The organism is Myroides sp. LJL115 (assembly GCF_054871665.1).
Window position 1 is genome coordinate 32,412 of record NZ_JBTXLS010000003.1, and the last position, 20,584, is coordinate 52,995.

At 33.0% G+C, this 20,584-nt stretch carries 15 protein-coding genes; 7 read left to right on the top strand and 8 right to left on the bottom strand.

Features of this window, described 5'->3' with window-relative positions; genetic code table 11:
- The first annotated feature begins 65 nt into the window (after positions 1-65).
- Both ACYSNX_RS01420 and dgt read left to right on the top strand, forming a co-directional pair.
- On the top strand, positions 66-779 hold the full coding sequence (locus ACYSNX_RS01420; RefSeq protein ID WP_461752906.1) for an AAA family ATPase: 714 nt from the start codon (positions 66-68) through the stop codon (positions 777-779).
- Positions 780-795: 16 nt separating this feature from the next.
- Positions 796-2,139: a dGTP triphosphohydrolase gene (dgt, locus tag ACYSNX_RS01425; RefSeq protein WP_461752907.1), complete on the top strand. Its 1,344-nt coding sequence runs from the start codon at positions 796-798 to the stop codon at positions 2,137-2,139.
- A 66-nt stretch (positions 2,140-2,205) separates the two neighbouring features.
- Here dgt and ACYSNX_RS01430 read toward each other — a convergent pair whose 3' ends face one another.
- From ACYSNX_RS01430 to rplU, 3 genes are all read right to left on the bottom strand, one after another.
- Positions 2,206-3,054: a hypothetical protein gene (locus ACYSNX_RS01430; protein WP_461752908.1), complete on the bottom strand. Its 849-nt coding sequence runs from the start codon at positions 3,052-3,054 to the stop codon at positions 2,206-2,208.
- Between the two features lie 188 nt (positions 3,055-3,242).
- Positions 3,243-3,503: a 50S ribosomal protein L27 gene (rpmA, locus tag ACYSNX_RS01435; protein ID WP_317631911.1), complete on the bottom strand. Its 261-nt coding sequence runs from the start codon at positions 3,501-3,503 to the stop codon at positions 3,243-3,245.
- A 54-nt stretch (positions 3,504-3,557) separates the two neighbouring features.
- The gene (rplU, locus tag ACYSNX_RS01440) at positions 3,558-3,872 is read right to left on the bottom strand and encodes a 50S ribosomal protein L21 (protein WP_461752909.1); all 315 of its coding nucleotides are present in this window, start codon (positions 3,870-3,872) and stop codon (positions 3,558-3,560) included.
- Between the two features lie 380 nt (positions 3,873-4,252).
- Here rplU and ACYSNX_RS01445 point away from each other — a divergent pair, with 380 nt between their 5' ends.
- The 3 genes from ACYSNX_RS01445 (at position 4,253) to ACYSNX_RS01455 (ending at position 8,146) form a co-directional block, all read left to right on the top strand.
- Positions 4,253-5,572 carry a M16 family metallopeptidase gene (locus tag ACYSNX_RS01445; RefSeq protein ID WP_461752910.1) on the top strand — a complete coding sequence of 440 codons (1,320 nt, stop codon included), beginning with the start codon at positions 4,253-4,255 and terminating at the stop codon, positions 5,570-5,572.
- A 21-nt stretch (positions 5,573-5,593) separates the two neighbouring features.
- On the top strand, positions 5,594-7,645 hold the full coding sequence (locus tag ACYSNX_RS01450) for a M16 family metallopeptidase (RefSeq protein ID WP_461752911.1): 2,052 nt from the start codon (positions 5,594-5,596) through the stop codon (positions 7,643-7,645).
- 105 nt (positions 7,646-7,750) lie between these two features.
- A complete protein-coding gene (locus ACYSNX_RS01455; RefSeq protein ID WP_461752912.1) occupies positions 7,751-8,146 on the top strand; it encodes a heavy-metal-associated domain-containing protein in 396 nt (131 codons plus the stop codon).
- Positions 8,147-8,205: 59 nt separating this feature from the next.
- On the opposite strand, the gene gldD is transcribed toward ACYSNX_RS01455, so the two are convergent.
- Genes gldD through mutY form a run of 3 tightly spaced genes read right to left on the bottom strand, consistent with a single transcriptional unit; the run spans position 8,206 to position 10,283 of the window.
- Positions 8,206-8,772: a gliding motility lipoprotein GldD gene (gene gldD / locus ACYSNX_RS01460; RefSeq protein WP_461752913.1), complete on the bottom strand. Its 567-nt coding sequence runs from the start codon at positions 8,770-8,772 to the stop codon at positions 8,206-8,208.
- A gap of 17 nt (positions 8,773-8,789) precedes the next feature.
- Positions 8,790-9,233, bottom strand: coding sequence for a single-stranded DNA-binding protein (locus ACYSNX_RS01465; protein WP_461752914.1), 444 nt, complete (start codon positions 9,231-9,233; stop codon positions 8,790-8,792).
- A 12-nt stretch (positions 9,234-9,245) separates the two neighbouring features.
- Positions 9,246-10,283, bottom strand: a complete 1,038-nt coding sequence (mutY, locus tag ACYSNX_RS01470; protein ID WP_461752915.1) for an A/G-specific adenine glycosylase — start codon at positions 10,281-10,283, stop codon at positions 9,246-9,248.
- 138 nt (positions 10,284-10,421) lie between these two features.
- Here mutY and ACYSNX_RS01475 point away from each other — a divergent pair, with 138 nt between their 5' ends.
- Both ACYSNX_RS01475 and ACYSNX_RS01480 read left to right on the top strand, forming a co-directional pair.
- Positions 10,422-10,718, top strand: coding sequence for an HU family DNA-binding protein (locus ACYSNX_RS01475; RefSeq protein WP_155034606.1), 297 nt, complete (start codon positions 10,422-10,424; stop codon positions 10,716-10,718).
- Between the two features lie 289 nt (positions 10,719-11,007).
- Complete coding sequence (locus ACYSNX_RS01480; RefSeq protein ID WP_461752916.1) at positions 11,008-12,564, top strand: Rne/Rng family ribonuclease; 1,557 nt, start codon at positions 11,008-11,010, stop codon at positions 12,562-12,564.
- Between the two features lie 37 nt (positions 12,565-12,601).
- Here the strand turns inward: ACYSNX_RS01480 and pbpC are convergent, their stop codons facing one another.
- Positions 12,602-14,965 carry a penicillin-binding protein 1C gene (pbpC, locus tag ACYSNX_RS01485; RefSeq protein ID WP_461752917.1) on the bottom strand — a complete coding sequence of 788 codons (2,364 nt, stop codon included), beginning with the start codon at positions 14,963-14,965 and terminating at the stop codon, positions 12,602-12,604.
- 48 nt (positions 14,966-15,013) lie between these two features.
- Entirely contained in the window at positions 15,014-20,548 is a 5,535-nt protein-coding gene (locus tag ACYSNX_RS01490; protein WP_461752918.1) for an alpha-2-macroglobulin family protein, read from the bottom strand.
- Positions 20,549-20,584: the final 36 nt, after the last annotated feature.

Here is a 20,584-nt window from a genome sequence, read left to right on the forward strand (position 1 = left end):
GGAATAAAGGAAATAAGTGTTTAAACGGTATATTTGCTATATCTCAGAAAAATTAATATCAAATTATGAGTTCTTTATATTATATAGATAGAAGTGATGTGACTTTGAATCAAGTGATGTTTAATGAAGCAGTTGAAAAGCAGATTCAGGAGTTTTTGAAAGAATATAAGTACAGGGAAATATTGGCTAAATATTCCTTACCAGTTAGTAATAAGCTTCTTTTACATGGTAAAAGTGGTTGTGGTAAAACAATGACAGCAAAAGCTATAGCTAAATATCTTAATAAGAAACTAATCATTGTTAATTTATCTTCTATTGTGTCTTCTAGACTGGGAGAAACAGCTAAGAATATTGAGAGTTTATTTAAAGAAATTCAATACGAAAGTGCTATTTTATTTTTTGATGAATTCGATACTTTGGGACAGATTAGAGATTATGATAATAAGGATAATAGTGAGATGAAAAGAGTAGTGAATGCTATATTGCAGTTAATAGACAACTTTCCAGGTAAATCTATTTTGATGGCTGCTACCAATCAAATACATATGATAGATACTGCTTTGATAAGGAGGTTTGAAATTTTGTTGGAATATAGTAATCCAAGTAAAGAAGCTTTAGATCAGTACTACGATGCTATGCTAGATGCTTATCCAGAGGAATTTCGAAAATTGGATAGAATTTATGATATTTCCTATGCCGAGGCTAAGAATCACATTTTTAAAACGGTCAAAAATAACATTATACAAAATGCAATAGCCTTGGAGAGTCCAGCTAAGTAAATTAATATACTACACTATGATGAAATGGGAAAAGCTTTTGTCTTTAAAAAAGCACGGAGATACATTTTTTAGAAATCGCTTAGACGAGCAAGAAACAAGAATTGGTTTCGAAGTAGATTACGATAGAATTATTTTCTCTTCTGCCTTTCGTAGTTTACAAGATAAGACCCAAGTAATTCCATTGTCGAAAACGGATTTTGTACACACTCGATTAACTCATTCTCTAGAAGTTTCTGTAGTTGGACGTTCATTGGGGCGTAATGTAGGAGAAAAGATTCTGAAAAAGTATCCTAATTTGTCCGAACAATATGGATATACTATCAATGACTTCGGTGCTATTGTAGCGGCGGCGGCTTTGGCTCATGATATTGGAAATCCACCATTTGGTCATTCAGGTGAAAAAGCTATATCTGATTTTTTTAGCAAGGGTAAAGGACAGAAGTACCAAGAACTGGTGAGTGAAAAACAATGGGCTGACTTTACTAACTTTGAAGGTAATGCCAATGGTTTTAGTATACTTACAAAGTCAAGACCTGGAGTTGAGGGAGGATTGCGTATTTCTTATGCTACTTTAGGTGCTTTTATGAAATACCCTAAAGAGTGTTTACCTATTCAGCCAAGTAAAGGTATATCAGATAAGAAATATGGTTTCTTTCAATCAGATAAGGAAGCTTTTATAGATGTAGCTACAGAACTTGGTTTGACAATGAAACAAGATCGAAATGAGATTGGATTTTATCGTCATCCTTTAGCTTATTTAGTAGAGGCTGCAGATGATATTTGCTATACTATTATAGATTTTGAAGATGGGATTAATTTAGGATGGATTCCTGAGGAACATGCTTTAGAATTTTTGATTAAGATTGTTCAAAATAGTATTAATCCACAGACTTATTCTAAGTTGCGCAATACCCAAGATAGGGTAAGTTATCTTCGTGCCTTAGCTATTGGAAGTTTAATCCAAGATGTAACTAGGGTTTTTGTAGAAAATGAAGAAAAGATATTACTTGGAGAGTTTGATTTCTCTTTAACTGATAAATGTGCTTATATCGCACAAATGAAAGATATTTTATCTGTGAGCATTGCAAATGTTTACCAAAGTAAAGAGGTAGTTCAAAAGGAGATTGTTGGTTATAGAGTAATACATACTCTTTTAGAAAGCTTTTTAGGTTCAGTACATAATAAGTATTATCACCAAGATACTCATTATGATGGATTAGTTCTACAATTGCTTCCTGAGCGTTACCAGGGCATTATAGACTGCCCATATGAGAGAATGATGGATATATGTCATTTTGTATCCATGTTGACCGATGGTAAGGCTTTAGAGCTATATCGTACTTTAAAGAAACAAGATTAAGTTATAAATAAGCATAAAAAAACGCCCTTTACGAAAAAAGGGCGTTTTTTGTTTATAGCTATTATATTATTGTTTGTCGTATTTTGTGAAGTTACTTTCTAAAGATTCTTGACCAGCAAATTCTGTTTCAGCTAGTTGTTGTGCGTTTTCATTTGCAAAAGTTTTTCTTGCTATCTCAACACTATTTTGATCTATGCTTTTTAGTTGAATAACATAATAAGAGTTTTGTACATTTGGTTCAATTCCCTTTAAAAGAATTTTATTAGTCTTGTTGTTAAATGCTAAGATCTCCATGGAATAACTACCATTGAAGTTTACTTTTTGGTTATCAAATTCATAGTAGTAAGTAAAACCTTGGGCAGAGAATAGGTATTTTCCTTCCACAGGTAACTCTATCTTATTATTAGATTGCTCTGCTTTTACAAGTGGTAACCATCCAAAAATTTCTTTCCCGTGATTTACTTCAATATTTACAGTAGGGTCTGGGTATTTACTTTTAATTGCTCTATCTACTTGATCAAAATGATAAGTAGCATCCATATTAAATAGGAAGCCATTTTCTGTTTTGTTTGCAATAAAAAAGGCTTTAAATGTTTTGTCTTCTGGGTTTTGAGTAATTACCTTCTGCACCTTTGTTATTGTGTTTTCATAAATGGAAACAATAGTGTATAGCTGATCCTTTTGACCACTTCCTGTCATATCTCCCATATCAATACTAATTGTATTTGGTGTGAAAGTAAAAGGAATAGGATTTCCAGCGTGGATAAAGTTGAACTCTCCTTCAAAGTCTAAGCGGGGGGATAATTCTTTTTGATCTTTAGTATCCGTATAGATATTACCATTATCGTCGCTATTGCAACTTGTTGTGATTGCTGCTAAAAGGAATAGGCAAAAAAATAGTTTAATTGATTTCATTTTGTATTTAGTTTTAATTTAGACCAAAACTAAATAAAGAAAATAAAATACACAACATTAATTTAAAATAATTCTAAATAATTCACATCCTAATTTTAATCAAGGTAGTAAATAAAAAAAGGCACCTATATAAATATAGGTACCTTCTCTTATTTTGTCATTTGTCTTAGAGGACAAATAGTGAATTCTTAAGCTTCAAATGGTAAAATAGAAACGTAAGACTTGTTGTCTTTTTTCTTTTGGAATTTAACAACTCCGTCAACTTTTGCATGTAAAGTATGATCTTTTCCCATGTAAACGTTTTCACCAGGATTGTGCTTAGAACCTCTTTGTCTTACGATGATGTTACCTGCAATAGCAGCTTGTCCACCGTAAATCTTAACGCCTAAACGTTTCGATTCTGATTCTCTACCGTTCTTAGAACTACCTACACCTTTTTTATGTGCCATGACGTTTTAAATTTAGATTGTTAATACTCAGCTTTCGCTGTTTTTGTTATTTAACTATTTTGCATTGATTCCCTCAATAACAATTTGAGTTAAAGATTGTCTGTGACCATTTTTCTTTTTGTAACCTTTTCTTCTTTTTTTCTTGAAAACGATTACTTTGTCACCTTTAAGGTGTTGTAAAACTTTAGCTTCTACAGAAGCACCTTCTATAGCTGGGGCGCCTAAAGTGATGTTATCGTTTTCTTCAATTAAAAGAACTTTGTCAAAAGTAACAGTTGTTCCTTCTTCTGAAGCTAAACGGTGAACATAAACCTTTTGGTCTTTGCTAACTTTGAATTGTTGCCCTGCTATCTCTACGATTGCGTACATAACAATATAATTAAATGTTTAATAAGGGTGCAAATATAAACTTATTTTTTTATATACAAAAGAATATTCGTGAGTAAAAAATTGTTTTTTACAGGTATAAAATGTTACTACTGAGACTATTGGTCTTTAAGTGGACTTGAAAAGGGATTGGCTTCTTTGTAGTTTTAGCAAAGTTTTATTAATTGAGGTAACTGTTTTAAAAATATTAATAATTTATTTTGTTGGAAATAACTGCGTTTAAAGGACTTTAGAGTAATTACACTTAATTTTTATACTTATTTTAACTCTTAAGTTTTAATTATCAATCTATTAACTGTAACAAAGTAGTATTATTTGCGACTTATATTACCATTAACTAACTTAATTTAATCTATCGCTTAATGAAAAGAATATTTTTTGTCGTGGGTACCCTCCTGTGTACTTTAGGAGGTTACGCACAAAAGGTCGACTTTCAGGAGTATACCCTGGACAATGGATTACATGTAATTTTACACGAAGATAAAACTGCTCCTGTAGTAGTGACTTCTGTGATGTATCATGTAGGAGCCAAAGATGAACAACCAGATAGAACTGGTTTCGCGCATTTTTTTGAACATTTACTTTTTGAAGGGACTCAAAATATCCCAAGGGGAGACTGGTTTAAGATTGTAACTAGTAATGGGGGGAAAAATAATGCTAATACTTCCGATGATAGAACTTATTATTATGAGATATTCCCTTCTAATAACTTAGAGCTTGCTCTTTGGATGGAGAGTGAACGTTTAATGCATCCTGTTATTAATCAAATTGGAGTAGATACTCAAAATGAAGTTGTAAAGGAAGAAAAGAGGCTTCGCGTAGATAATCAGCCTTATGGACAGATTTTTACCGAGGTTAAAAAGAATCTTTTTACTAATCACCCATATCGTTGGGCTCCAATTGGATCTATGGAGCATTTAGATGCAGCCACACTTGAAGAGTTTTTAGCTTTTAATAAAAAATTCTATATCCCTAATAATGCCGTTTTAGTTGTTGCAGGTGATTTTGATGAAAAACAAGCTAAAAAATGGATACAGCAGTATTTCGGAAGTATTCAAAAAGCAGAGCCAATTCAAAGAACCTCTTTTGTAGAGACGCCAATTACTCAGCAGATAAATGCTGTTTTTGAAGATCCAAATGTTCAGCTTCCAATGGTATTACAAGCTTATCGTACACCATCTATGAAGGATAGGGATGCGAGAGTGTTAGATATGATATCTGTTTTATTATCTCAGGGAAAAAGTTCGAGATTATATAAAAAGGTAATTGATCAAAAGAAAATGGCTTTAGAAATAGCCTCTTTCGATATAAGTCAAGAAGATTATGGTATGTATTTTATTTATGCCATCCCAATGCAAGGATATACTTCTGAACAGATAGTGAACGAAATAGATCAAGAGATTGACTTTTTACAAACTAATTTAATATCCGATAAAGATTTTCAAAAATTGCAAAACGTGATTGAAAACCGCTATGTAAATGAGAATGCTTCTCTAGAAGGTTTAGCGGAAAACTTAGCTTCTTACTATTTATTATATGGAGATGTGAATTTAATTAATTCTAATATTGATATATATAGAAGTATCACCAAGGAAGAAATTCGTGAAGTTGCAAAAAGATACTTGAACAAAAATCAACGTTTAATTTTGGACTATGTTCCTGTGAAAGAAGCTAATAATTAAAATTTTGTAAAGAATAATCAGATGAAAAAAATATATTTATTTATTGCAGCTGCTTTTTTAGTTATAATCCCAAGTAGTATGCAAGGACAAGATCGTAAGCAACCCAATCCAGGGCCAGCTCCAACGGTACACATTACCAAACCAAAAACTTTTGTGATGGCTAATGGTTTAACGGTAATGTTAGTGCAAAATGATAAATTACCTCGAGTGTCTTATAGTTTAACTATTGATAATCCATTAGTTTACCAAGGGGATAAGACAGGGGTTTCGAATCTATTATCTGCTATGTTAGGAGGTAATACTAAAACAATGGACAAAGAGAAGTACAATGAAGAAATTGACTTTTTAGGCGTGTCTATGCGATTTAGCTCAATGGGTGGTTCTGCTTCTGGATTATCTAAATACAATGAGCAGATCATATCTTTATTAAGTCAAGGAACTTTAGAGCCAGTTTTTACTCAATTAGAGTTTGATAAGGTGAAAGCTCAACAAATAGAGGGAGTAAAGAGTATGGATAAAAGTGTTTCTGCTATTTCTAATAGAGTGAATCACGCCCTTTTATATGGTAAGGATACTCCAGTGGGAGAGTTTGAGACAGAAAATACCTTATCTAATATTCAATTAGCAGATGTACAGGATTATTACAAAAAGTACTTTATTCCAAATAAAGCTTATTTAGTAGTAGTAGGGGATATTGATGTAAAACAAACCGAAGCTTTAATTCGCAAACACTTTGGTAAATGGAAAAAAGAAAATACTACTTTCCCAAACTATAATTTAGCTAAAAATGTAAAGGCTCCACAAATTGATTTCGTAGACATGTCTAATGCGGTTCAAAGTGAAATAGCTTTAGTTAACCAAGTAGAATTAAAGATGAATGATAAAGATTACTTTGCTGCTTTGCTAGCCAACCAAGTACTTGGAGGTGGTGGAGAGGGTAGATTGTTTCTGAATCTAAGAGAAGCTCATGGATGGACCTATGGAGCTTATTCTTCTTTAAGTCCTACTCGTAATTATCCAGGAATGTTCTTAGCAACTGCCTCTGTTCGTAATGTAGTAACAGATAGTGCTGTTACAGAATTTATGAAGGAAATTGACCTAATGAGAAATACTCTTGTTAGTGAAGAAGAATTAGCCATGGCTAAAAGCAAATACATAGGTAACTTTGTAATGGAAATTCAAAAGCCAGCCACTATAGCTAGATATGCTTTGTTTAGTGCCTTGTATAATTTACCAAATGATTTTTATGAAAACTATATAAAAAATATCCAAAGTGTCACTGCCCAAGATATTCAAAAGGCAGCACAGAAATATTTTTTAAGTGAGAATATGCGAATTATTATTGTTGGTAAAGCAAGTGAGGTATTACAAGGGTTAGAATCTTTACAGATTCCGATTAACTATTATAATACACAAGCAGATCCAACTGAAAAACCTTCTGTGGATGTATCAGCGCCAGTTGGAACAACTGTAAATAGTGTGGTTAATAAATACCTTAATGCCATTGGAGGTGTAAATAAATTAAAAGAAGTAAAGAGTGTATTTACACAAGCCACTGCTAGTGTACAAGGAATGGAAATTGAATTTGATTCTAAAATAATGACTCCAGGGTATAGTTTAGTTACACAAAGTATGGGAGGTACTCTACTTTCTAAAGTGGTAATTACCCCACAAAGTGGATATACATTTAATCAAGGCGTGAAAACTGAATTAACTCCAGAGCAACTTTTAAAGGCTCAAAAAGAAGCATATCCTTTCGTTGAGTTAAATTGGATAGATAATCCTGATGTTACTTTAGGTCAACTTAAAACGGTGGATTCAAAAAAATGTGTAGGTCTAAAAGTTGGAAATAGTGTACATTATTATGATTTGGAATCAGGTTTAAAATATGGTATCGACTCTAACAGTGAACAGGATCCTAATGTAGTAAGTTCGGTAGAATTAAGTGATTACAAGCAAACACAAGGAATTTGGTTTCCAATGACACAAACCATTAATATGGGTATTGAAATTCAAATTAAAACAAAAGATATTAAAGTTAATCAAAATGTTTCTTTAGAAGACTTTAACTAGTTGATATACATTTATTTGGTTTTTAAAAAAGCAGCTAACTTTTTGTTAGTTGCTTTTTTTAATTCGTATCTTTATTGCCCCAATTAAGAATTAATATATTGAGATATGAAAGTAATCAAATTTTTTGCTCTAGTTGCTTTTGCTAGTTTTATAACAACTAGTTGTCAGCAAGGTTCTACTGCTTCTGACCAAAATAAACAAGTGGAACAAATACAAGAAGATGCTCCTAAATCTAATGAAGACCAAGTGGCTGAGTTACAACAAGCTACTTTTCATGTAGAAGGAATGACATGTGAAGTTGGTTGTGCTAGTTTTATACAGAAAAAACTATCTGATTTACCAGGAGTTACACAAGCTACTGTTGATTTTGATACTAAAACAGCTACTGTAGTATATCAACAGAATCAACAAACTCCAGAGGTTTTAACTCAAACAGTTGAGAAAATTGCCAATGGATTATACCAAGTAAGCGATATGCAGACGGTAAGTTACACGAATTAGTAATAAAAAGGTATGAAATAAGAAAGGTCAAAATATATTATATTTTGACCTTTCTTATTTTAGTTATTCCATTGTAAAGATTCTAGGATATTTACCATGTCATTATGTAAGTATTCCTTTGCAGGATAAATGGAGTCGAAGTTTGGTTTGGCATAAAAGTACAAAGAGGCAACTAAAAAGTTTTTCTGGCTATCTGTTGCATAGAACTGTACATTAGTTGCGGCATTTCCTTCAATTTGATATAATATTCCAGAGAGGTTGTTTTCTGGAATTTCAAAGGGATGCTCTATGATTTGATCTGCCTTAATAAAATGTTCGTAGGTTAGTTTTTGAGCATCTTTTAAAAGAAAATCTAAATTATTGTTTATAGGCTTATAATTTAGAAATATTGTAGCCTTCATTTGTGGATAATGAACCTCTAATGAATTAGGATATGGTTTTTTAATTAGAGCTAAATCATTTTTTTGAAAACTAAATCCATTAATACTATCTTTAAAACCATGATAGGTTGCCTTGGGGTAATCTAAGGCTAAATAAGCCTGAGGCTTTGGTAGTACTTCTTTTTTACATGAGCTTAGGCTAAGTGTTAAAATACTAAGTAATGGTAATAGGATGGTTTTATACATTATAAAAGTGTCTTTTTTTAAAAGGGTAGGGTATCATTGTTTTCAATAGGAGGAACCTTAAAATTGTCAATATTTTGCTGGTTTATTTGTTGAAAGGTAGGTGTAGATTCTGTATTGTCTTGTTGTTTTACACGTAAGAATTTAATCTCTTTGACAATCACTTCATAAATCATTTGTTGTACCCCTTGTTCATTAGTCCATTGAGTAGTTTTAACCTTTCCTTCTACATAGATTCTATCTCCCGTAGTTAAATACTTCTCGCACAGTTCGGCCTGTTTGTTTTTTACAACTATATTATGCCATTGGGTAGTGGTAACTCTTTGTTGAGTAGATTTAGAAATATAAGATTCATTTGTTGCAAGGGGAAAGCGAGCTATACAGTTACCATCTTCGAAGTAATGTATTTTAACTTGGTCCCCTAGTTGACCAATCAACATGATTTTGTTTAAATTACTATGCATAATATTGGGAATTTATTCTTCACTAAGAGTGCCAATAAAGTTATGAATTACTATAGGAAAACCAAAATTATTTAATTCTTTCCATGGGGTTGATTCTTTAAGAGGTTCCTTTGTTTGAACAATCCAAAAATTCACTTGTAATTTTTGATGAGATAAAATATGGGTTATAGGAGTTGTATTCATTAAGGTGATTTGACAGGTTTCTACAGTTGGAAAATCACTCTTTAAGACCTGTTTAATGTCGATGGGTGTATCTTCAAAACGATCTATACACGGAAATTGATACAGTTTTTGCCAAATATCTTTTTTTGTTCTTTGCTCTATTAGTGTGTTTTTTTGCTCATCTTGAAAAATAATATAGTCAATATACCTATTTCTAACTTTAGTTTTCTTAAGTTTGACTGGTAATATACTTACCATATTAGTTTGTAAAGCTACACAGGTAGTATTAAAAACGCAACTTTGACATAACGGAAGTTTAGGAGTACATTGCATCGCACCAAAATCCATTATTGCTTGGTTGAAGATTGCAGGTTGTTCTTTAGGTAATAAGCTTTGTGCTAGATTTTGAAATTCCTTTTTTGCAGCACCACTAGAGATATCTGTAGTGATACCAAAAATTCGAGATAGAACTCTATAAACATTGCCGTCCAAAACAGCCACATTTTCATTAAATGCAATCGAAGCAATAGCGGCTGCGGTATAAGGGCCTACTCCTTTTAAAGATAAAAGGTCTTTGTAATTATTGGGAAATATTCCATTTAAATCATAGGCTATAATTTTTGCAGAAGCATGTAAGTTACGTGCTCTACTATAATATCCAAGTCCTTGCCACAATCTTAGAACTTGGTCCTCTTCGGCATTAGCTAGATCAAAAACGGTTGGAAAAGTTTCTAAAAAAGACAAATAATACGGTAATCCTTGGGCAACTTTTGTCTGTTGAAGGATTATTTCTGATAGCCAAATGGCATAAGGATTGTTTGTTTCACGCCATGGTAAACTACGTTTGTTTTGTAAATACCAAGTAGTGAGTTTGTTAGAAAATATCATAGTAAAAAGTATAGATTGCAAACTTAAAACTTTATATATTTAAATTTTAATCGATTAAGGTTGAATTATTGGATTATAAATTAATATATTTGCACACTCTAAAAATTTCGACAACAACAAAATAATTTATATCTAAAAATGACGAAAGCAGACATTGTAGCAAAAATTTCGGAGAAATTAGGGCTTGAGAAAGGTGACGTACAGGCGACAGTTGAATCTTTTATGGATGAAGTAAAAGCCTCATTAGAATCTGGAGAAAATGTTTATTTAAGAGGTTTTGGAAGTTTTATCATCAAAACTAGAGCTGAAAAAACTGGAAGAAACATTTCTAAAAATACGACTATTAGAATTCCAGCTCATAATATCCCAGCTTTCAAACCTGCTAAGGTGTTTGTAGAAGGCGTTAAGTCAAACACAGAAGTAAAAGTAAAATAATTTATTAATCTCTAAATTACACACATTATGCCAAGTGGTAAAAAAAGAAAAAGACATAAGGTAGCTACGCACAAACGTAAAAAAAGAGCTAGAGCTAACCGTCACAAGAAGAAGAAGTAGTTTTAAACTACTTTTTTCTTTTAAGAGGAAAACTAAAAGACTTATCTTTAGGGATAAGTCTTTCAGGTTATATACCTGTTTTAATTAATGTTTAATCCATCTATACAATCTTGTTTTTCAGAGAGTTAAGTGCTTTGATAATGAATGAGTATGGATAAAAATGTACAGTGTGAATAAAGAGCTAATTATTAGATCGAGTTCTGAAACAGTAGATTTTGCCTTATTAAAAGATGGAAAACTAATTGAACTTCATAAAGAAAGAGAGGATAATCAAGAAGCGGGATTTCAAGTTGGAGATATTTTTATCGCTAAAATTAGAAAACCTGTCGCTGGTCTAAATGCAGCATTCGTGCACGTAGGATTCGAGAAGGATGCGTTTTTGCATTATCACGATTTAGGTCCAAACTTAAAGACTTTATTGAAATTCAGTAAACTTGTAAGCGGAGGAAAATTAAAGGACTATTCTTTAAAAAATTTCGCTTTTGAAGAAGAAATAGATAAAGATGGTGTAGTAACAGATGTTCTAAGTGCCAATCAATCTTTATTAGTTCAAATTGTAAAAGAACCTATTTCAACTAAAGGGCCTAGAATAAGTTCAGAATTATCTATTGCTGGACGTTATGTTGTTTTGGTTCCTTTCTCAAATAGAGTATCTATCTCTCAGAAAATTGAGTCAAAAGAGGAAAAGGATCGTTTAAAAAAATTAGTACAGTCTATCAAACCTAAAGGTTTTGGTGTAATTGTACGTACCGTTGCAGAGGGCATGAAAGTTAGTGATATCGAAAAAGATCTGGATAACTTAATGTCTAAATGGAATGCAATGTGTAAAAAATTAGCAACTGCTCATCATCCTTCCAAAGTATTAGGAGAAGTTAATAAAGCCTCTTCTATACTAAGAGATGTTTTTAATGATACGTTCACTGGTATTATTACTGATGATGAAGATATGTTCTATCAAACGAAGGACTATTTGCAAGAAATTGCTCCTTCAAAAGTTTCTATTGTAAAGCATTACCAATCCAAAGAAGTACCAATTTTCGAAAAGTACAATATTGAACGTCAAATTAAGACGTCTTTTGGAAAAACGGTTTCAATGAGTAAAGGAGCTTACTTAATCATTGAGCATACCGAGGCACTTCATGTTATTGATGTGAATAGTGGAAACAGGTCTAACAAGGCTCAAAGTCAAGAAGACACCGCTTTAGAAGTTAACTTAATTGCAGCTGGTGAAATAGCAAGGCAATTACGCTTAAGGGATATGGGGGGAATTATTGTTGTAGACTTTATTGATATGGGTAATCCAGAGAATAGAAAAACACTTTATGACTTTTTGAAAGAAGAGATGAGTGATGACAAAGCAAAACACAAAATCTTGCCACCTAGTAAGTTTGGATTAATTCAAATTACAAGGCAAAGGGTTCGTCCTGAGGTTAATATTGAAACAAGAGAAGAAGATCCAAACGAACATGGTGAAATTGAAGCTCCTATTCTTGTAATTGACAAAATAAAGGCCGACCTTGAAAGTATTATTACAAAAGATAAATCTGCAAAGATTATCTTAAATGCGCATCCGTTCGTAGCTGCGTATTTAAAACAAGGATTTCCATCTACCCAACATAAGTGGTTTTTGGAGTTTAAAAAGTGGATAAAAATTGTTCCTCGTGACGCTTACACGTACCTAGAGTACCATTTCTTTAATGATAAAGGAAATGAATTTTCAGAATAATAGAAAACCGTTTACTATAGTAGTAAGCGGTTTTTTTTTATGGATTCCCTATTTGGATATTAATCGCCTTACTATCTCCGTTTTGGTTGACAATCTTAAGGGTGTACTTACCTGGATCAGCTAAAATATTTTTGTTGTGTTTTAAAACACTATTTCCTAAATATTTCTGATCAAGATACCAATAGAGGGTATCTGTTGTTTTACTTGTTGCTGCTGAGGCAGTAAAAGGTTGTATTTGGGTGTTAAAACCTCTTGTTAAGTGTAATATGTCATTATGTTTTGGGTAGATAAAGTCTACGGTGTTTTTTTGTTTATCTCCTATACAATCTTCTCTCCAAGGAGGGAGTTCTTTATAGTGATTATTTTGTTGTCTATAGTAGTAGGCCATTGTAGGGGGGAGCACAAACCAAGGTGTACTAACAATATGTTGTATATCCTGGCAAGTAGTATTGACTTGATAACGCATAGATTTTTCTAAATGAACTAATTGATGATAAGGGCAAAGACCAGTTTTTTTAGCTCTAGCTGGGATTAGTTGGTTGGTTGAATCACAAAGTTCAGATGCAATATATCCGCTAAGTGTACAAACTTGTACTTGCTCTAAGTCGTCAAATGGTGTCTCAAACCATTGATTTTTTGGCATGAGGTTAAATAAATCAAATAATATTGGCCCAGCTAGACGTACCCCACTTAGAGATGGTCTACCCTCTCCAGTGGAATTTCCTACCCATACACTAATAACATAGTTTTTATCTATACCTACTGCCCATGCATCTCTTGCACCAAAGCTTGTTCCTGTCTTCCAAGCTATTTTCTTTGCGGAGTTAAAATACTGCCAACCTAACTGATCTTCAGGTCTGTTTACTTTCGTTAAAGCTGTAAAAGTCTGGTAAATTGGTCCTGCTCCAAAGACGGCTGGTTCTTGTGAGGGTACACTGTTTTTTATTGCTTTATCTTTTTGCCAAACTAAATCATCTAGGGAGTTGATTGGATAACTTCCTTTAGACTCATTATAATAATTTAAAGTGTAGGCTAAGTTAGTATACGCCCTTGTAATTTGCCATAGGCTAGATTCTGCACCACCTAAAATAAGGGATAACCCATAATGATTTGGATGCTTATTTATACTGGATAAGCCAAGATTTTGTAAATAATGGTAAAAACGAGCTACACCGAAATCTTGTAGCATTAGTACAAAGGGAATATTAAGAGATCGGGACAAAGCCTGGGAATGTGATACCCCACCATTATAAGAGCTTGAAAAGTTAAGTGGCTTATAACCTGAAATAACTATGGGAATATCTTTTACTAAGGTATTGGGTAATATTTCACCTTGATCAAGTTGGGCCATACTCAAAAAAGGTTTTAAGGTACTTGCAGTTGATCGAAGTGATAAAATATTATCTACATCTTTTTGGTGCTCTTTATCTGTAGGAGAATTTCCAACATAGGCTAGGATAGCGTTTGTTTTTATATCCGTTATTAAAACGGAAATATTGTGTATTTGGGATTCTTTATACTCTTTGTAATATTTGGCTACGATTTCATTAGCCCTTATTTGTAAGGGGTAATCTATCGTAGTAGTAATGGTTTGTTGAGGTTGTTTTTTATGTATTAGTTCTAAAAGATGAGGTGATGTATTAGGTAAGTTATGAGGCTTTTCAACTAAATTTTCCTCAATAGCTAATAGATAAGTTGTGGAGTCAATTATTTTATTCTTGAGTAACTTTTCAAGTAATATATTTCTCTTCTTCAAAAGAAGTTGGCGGTTTTTTCCCAGATTTATTAAAGATGGAGCGTTTGGCAGGACAGCAAGTGTTGCTGCTTGCGACCAAGACAGCTGGTCAGGGGTAATACCATAATATCGCCATGCAGCCATATCTAGACCAACCACATTACCTCCAAAAGGGGCATGAGAAGTATATAAATTAAGTATCTCTTTTTTGGAATAGGTAAACTCTAGCCTTGTTGCTTGTATGGTTTCTTTTATTTTTTGCCAATAGGTTCGTTTTTGATTGCCATGGTGTAGACGTATGGTTTGTTGAGTAAGAGTGCTAGCTCCAAAGCGGTTTTGTTTAGCTTGTAAATTTTTTATAAAGGCTTTACTAATTGCCAATGGATTAATACCCCAATGCAAATAAAAATATTGGTCTTCATATAGTCTTAGCGCTGTCTCAAATTTATAAGGAGTGTTTTGAGTTGGCGCGAAACGCCACTGACCATCATTAGCAATTTTTGCTCCTAATAAATGGCCGTCCTTACTAAGGATAACACTAGAGTAGGGTTGGTTAAATAATTGGTTCGGTAAACAAAAGGCATAAAGTAACCCAAGGATAATTCCAATAATTATAAAGGCTTTTTTCTTTGGGCTACTCCATATTATTTTAAAAAAATACTTCATTACATATAGTTGTACAGGACTGCTTTTTTCAAATAAAACTCCTGTTTTTTAAGGTATTACATTAATCCAGTTTCCTTTTGTTCTTGCGTAATAATTTGGATCATACATCGCATTGACATATATGCCAGGTAGGTAGTAATGACCTAAATAGGAGGCTATTAGTTCAATTGTAAAGCTCTGGCTACTTTGAGCATTTAAATTAAAATAGAAATTAACTCTATCATCTTGTATGTCAACATGAGTAGAGTTTGATATAGAATTACTTTGCTCTGGTAAAGCATACCTAAAGTTGACAATCTCCCAACCTGAGGGTATGATATTAGTAAGGGCAAGATTGTTAACTTTTGAAAAGCTACTGTTTTTAATAGTTAATTCCGCTGTAAATTGAGTGGATTGTGTTAGGTTTTGTACGGGAATTATTTGATTGTTTTGGTCTTTATATACAACATTTATCGATAAGTTCTTTTGCTCTTCCAACTCTTTTCCTAATGCTAAAATTCCTTGCTTAGATATATTTATGTATAAATCACCTTGTGATTTATTTTGTATTTCTAAAGTATTATTATCCGATAAGGGATCTAAAATAGTATTGTAAATATTATCATTGGATTCTATTTGGCTTACTTTGTTGTTAAAGGCGTACTCTGCTTTAATAGTTGTGCTTTTTGGATGAGTTGTAAAATAATTAGCCATTGCATTTAATGCAAAAGCAGTGGTTTGTGTACTCATCCAGGTATTACTTCCTAGTTCTTTGGCAATTTGTATTGCAAGCTGACTTGTTTTATTACTCTTTGGCTCAAGGGCAATGTAGGTTTGTAATGCCATTGCTTTATTTCTTGTATCTGAACCATAGGAATAAGCATCTTGTTTATCACTTGCGATAGGTAAATCAACTAGAAGTTCCATTGCAACTTTATCTTGGGATAAAAGGGCATATGCCGCCGCAAGTCTTAAGCGACTTTGGGCAGTTATTTTAGTGTTTTCTCTTAAGCGATTCATAGCTGCTAAGTCAGGTTGTTTTGCCAAGGCAAGAGCATAGAGTCTATAAGCTTGTTCAAAATCATTTTGTGTACTAGGTTCATAAATCCAATTTCTACTTTGGTTCTTTTCAAATGCAATCCAGTTTGCCTTAGTATTTAAACCTAATGCATAACCTTTTTTCTCAGCCTCTAGTAAGAAATGTCCAACATAGGTTGTAGTCCATAATTGTGCACTCGTTGAGCTATCCCAATACTTAAATCCACCACTAACCATTTGTCTTTGGCTAAGTCGGGAAATTGCATTGGTTACATTATTTTGAATTTGTGTTTTTTGTTTTTGCTGTAATGGGGTTAAATCATCCAAATATAATTGTGCAAATGCACCAGAGGTAATTTGCTCGCTACATCCATGGGGATAACTAATAAGATAATCTAATCGTGAGTTTAGATTAATAGAAGGGAAATTAGATAGTTCTAGCCATGCTTTATTGGAGTTTAGAATACCAAAGGTTTCCCAAGTAGTTTGTACTTTCTCTCCTGGAGATAATACAATATCTTGATTTATTGTAGTAAGAGGATTGGGATTTAAGACATCAAGCTCAATATCATAAGAAGCTTTGTGTTTATTGGTTTTAGCTAAAATGGAAATAGAAGCTACCCCAAGAATATCTTTTACTTTTAAATCAAAGTAAACTACCTTCTCTGTTGAATCTCCCATTTCTACTGTTTTGGTACTTGGACCAATTAATTCAAATCGCTTATCCGTTTTTACTTCTACTTGTACTTTTTCATTGGGATTTTGAGTGAAAATAGTAACAGGTAAAGTGATTTGCTCTGTTGTTAGGGCGCGTCTAGGTAAAGTCCCTAAAATCATTAAAGGACTTCTCACTAAGGTAGTTTGCTCACCAGAACCATATGCATCTTGTTTTGCATTAGAAGCTACAATCATGGTCTTAACTGATCCAATATACTTAGGTAGTTTAAAAGTATGGGAAGCAGTTTTACCTGCCTCTAAGGTAAAGGGACCTTCCCAAATAACCACAGGGGCAAATCGGTTGGCTTTTTTTACCGAACCAATAGCTAAATCTTCATCACCACCTATGCTGAAAATTTGATTAATATTTCCTCCATAAGCTCCAATTACCTGGTCGAAAATATCCCAAGTACGAACTCCTAATGAAGTTTTACTATAAAAAGTATTCCAAGGATTTGGAGTTTTAAATGAAGTTAGGTCTAATAGACCTTCCTCTACTATAGCTATGGTATAGGTCATAGCTTGTTTGTTTTTTTCACTGACTTTGACCGTAAAGCTTTGTTCACTCTCAATTTCTTTAGGCATCTGAATAACCGGCTCTAATTTTGTCTTAGGGTCGTAAACCTCAATTGGTACAATTCCATAAAGACGAATAGGGGAGTTATTTAAAGTAAAGGCATGAGGCTGTATTAATGTGACATGGACATATACATTAGGAGCCATCTTTGGTGTGATTTCAAAATCAATGCTGGTTTCATTGTCCTTGGTATCTACCCAAAAGCTCTGAAGAACTTGGGTTCCATTTTCTATAGATATTAAGGCTTTAGATCCTTGAGTAGAAGTAAAGCTCACTGTAGCTTTTTCTTTTGTTACATAGGTTTTTTTATTGGTTACTACTTTAAGAGCAGTGGCTTCTTTTTGCTGGTTTTGTTCATCAAAGTTCCACCAAGATGGATATTGTACATAAAGACTTCTTGAAGCTATATGACCGCTAATATTGTCTATTGCCACTATTTCATAAGAACCCCAGTCTTGTGAATCTACTTGCCAAGTAAAGGAAGCCATACCTTTTGAATCGGTAGTTAGGTATTGCTCGCTTACTAAGATAAAGTCACTTGAATTACTGAAGCTCGAAATTCCTTGTGTATTTTGACTCCACCACCAGTTATTTGTTTTTTTATAAAGATATACAGTTAACGCACCTTGTTTTGGTTTTTGGTCTTGATCTAAAATAATAAAGGAAAAATCCAATGGCTTTTGTGTTTGGTAACTACCATATTTATCTGCTTTAGGAAGTTTTATACCTACGTAACTACTAAAAGGTGAAACCTCTATAGAAGAGACATCGATAGACATATCACCAGCGTTTTCAAATACTTTAGTAGTTAATATTGCTTTTAGTTTTCCTGCATTTTTTGGCGCTAGATTACTATCTAATACAAATTGGAATCTTCCATTTTGATCTGTTGTGCCTTGAAAAACATTTTGAGGTGTAGTTGAAGGCTTCCCTAGGGTATTGGTGAATATATAATCGGCATAGTTTTTAAAAGTTGTATCCCCATAGTAGTATTTAAGATCTACCACTGCCTTTAGGTTTGAACCAATACTACCTTGTAACCAGTTTACTTGAAAGTCTATTACCTGTTTTGAATCTGCATTAAAAGTGGTGTTTTCCTGATTGTTAATTATTTTTAATCGATTAGGTTTTATAGTTTCTACACTTATGGACTTATAGAATTTTACACCACCTACATTAATTACTACTTGGTAGTTTCCAGTAATTGACTGCTGCTCTGTTTTTAGCAGGAAGGAATATTGGTTGTTTTGGTTTTTCTTTATAGTTTGTTGTTCGATTACTCTACCTAGTGGGTCACTTAGGGTTATACTAATTGGATGATTATTTGGCAGTGGATTAGCCTGGTCGTTTAATATAAAGCCAATAGGAATAGTGTCTCCAGGTCTGAATACTCCCCTTTGACTATAAATATACCCTTGAATTCCATGTTGTAAGACACTACCGTCTACATCATAATTACTTACAGATAAGGCGTTGGCATTATCCACTTTTACATAGGTACTAGAATTATTATCTTTTACGACAATGAAATAGGGAACCTTATCTTCTATCTTTACTTCTAACATACCGTTAAGGTCTGTTTTAGCACTAGTAATTAGCTGTTGTTGGTAATCATAAAATTCTACAAGTGCAGCCTTTAGTGGTTCTGCTGTAAGTAAAGAAGTTGCTACCACTAAGAAAGTATCGTTGTTTCCTCTCTTAACAATTGCTCCTATATCGGATGCAAGGACATTTGTAGTAGGGCTGTTGGCATAGTAATAATAAGCGGGATCACAAGGATTCTCGCTTTGAGACCAATCATAGTATCTGTAGCTATAATAGTCATAGGAATCAAAGTCAGGTGAAAAAACGCCTTGGGAGTTTTTAGTATAATAATCATTATTGGCATCTTGACTTTGTTGCTCTGATTTTGGTTGATCACAAGGATATAAAGAATACTGCTCCTGCATGGAAAATTTCACATGGTAAATGGCTCCGGGTTCAGGGCTTATCAATGCAGATAAATCCACTGCGTAAGCATTCCATTGCAAAAGTGCTTTAGGCGAAGGATTTGTTAGTTCTAATTTTTGTTTTGCAATAGGCTGAGCAACTTGCATCAAGTTATAACTTCCATCCAAAGAGTTGTCTTGTAAAAACTGCAATATATTATTTTGATAAATTCTGTAGACCTCTATATCCACAGCACTTAATGTAGTAGCTTGAAAGTTTATTTTTAAATTAGAAGAAGAAGGTAAAATAGTTCCACTTTGCAGTAGTTTTATTTCAGGAGAAGCAACTTTATAGTTTACCATTAGTTTGGTTTTTTCTAAAAGTTTATCTCCATATGTATTGGTAATACCTGGGTAAAGTTGTATTGCGAGATCTTGGTTAAAGGAAGTAGAACTGGATATTTTTACCACATTTGCAGAGATAGTATAACGTAAATCTCCTTGGTTAGGTTCGATAGAAATTAGACCTTGAAGATCTTGGTTACTTACAATAGGATCTGAAAAGTTTAAAAATATACTTTGATTATCATCATCCAATCTTGGATTATCTAAGACTCTAAAATCTCCTAAAGCAGGTATATCCACATTTCGGATTATGTCTTGGGAAGAGCCTATAGCTTTATTAAAGAGCTTGATTTCTAATGTAGATGACTGGTTTTGTCTTAGAACATCTTGTATGATAATATTATACTCTTTAGCTAATTCTTTGGAGTTATCTAAGATTAGAATTTGCTTTTTGTCCTTGCCTTGCATAGCTGAGATCAGTTCGTTTACTTGATCCTTTGCAATAACATCAGAAAAAAATAATTTAGCATTTATTGCATAATTACTTGGAGTAATGGATTGAAAATCTAGTACTTCAAGATGCATATTTTGAGATTTTGTAGTAGCTATGAAATTAAAAATCAACGGTGTAGATTCTTTTGTGTCTATAATTTGACTTAAATCTACACTAATATAGTAGGTTTGATCTTGCTTTAAAAGCTCTTTTGGACGAAATTGTATTACTCCATTGTCCTGATAAATCAGATCTCCTTGTACTTGCGGGGTTATTTTCCACATTTTCAAAGGAAGAGTTTCCGATTTATTTTTGTCTTCTAAGGGCTGGCTTAACACTATTTGAATTGGGTCAGCTACAGAAATAATTCCTGTAGTAAAAGAACGAATGTACTCCTGGAAGTTAGTAGGGTTAGAAACCTTAAAATCACTAGGGACATCTTTAGAGCATGCACTAAAAACTAGTGCAATACACAAAGTAAAGAATAAAAGAGGATTTGCTTTCATAATAGCTATTTTTTCATTTTTCACAAAATCAAAGTA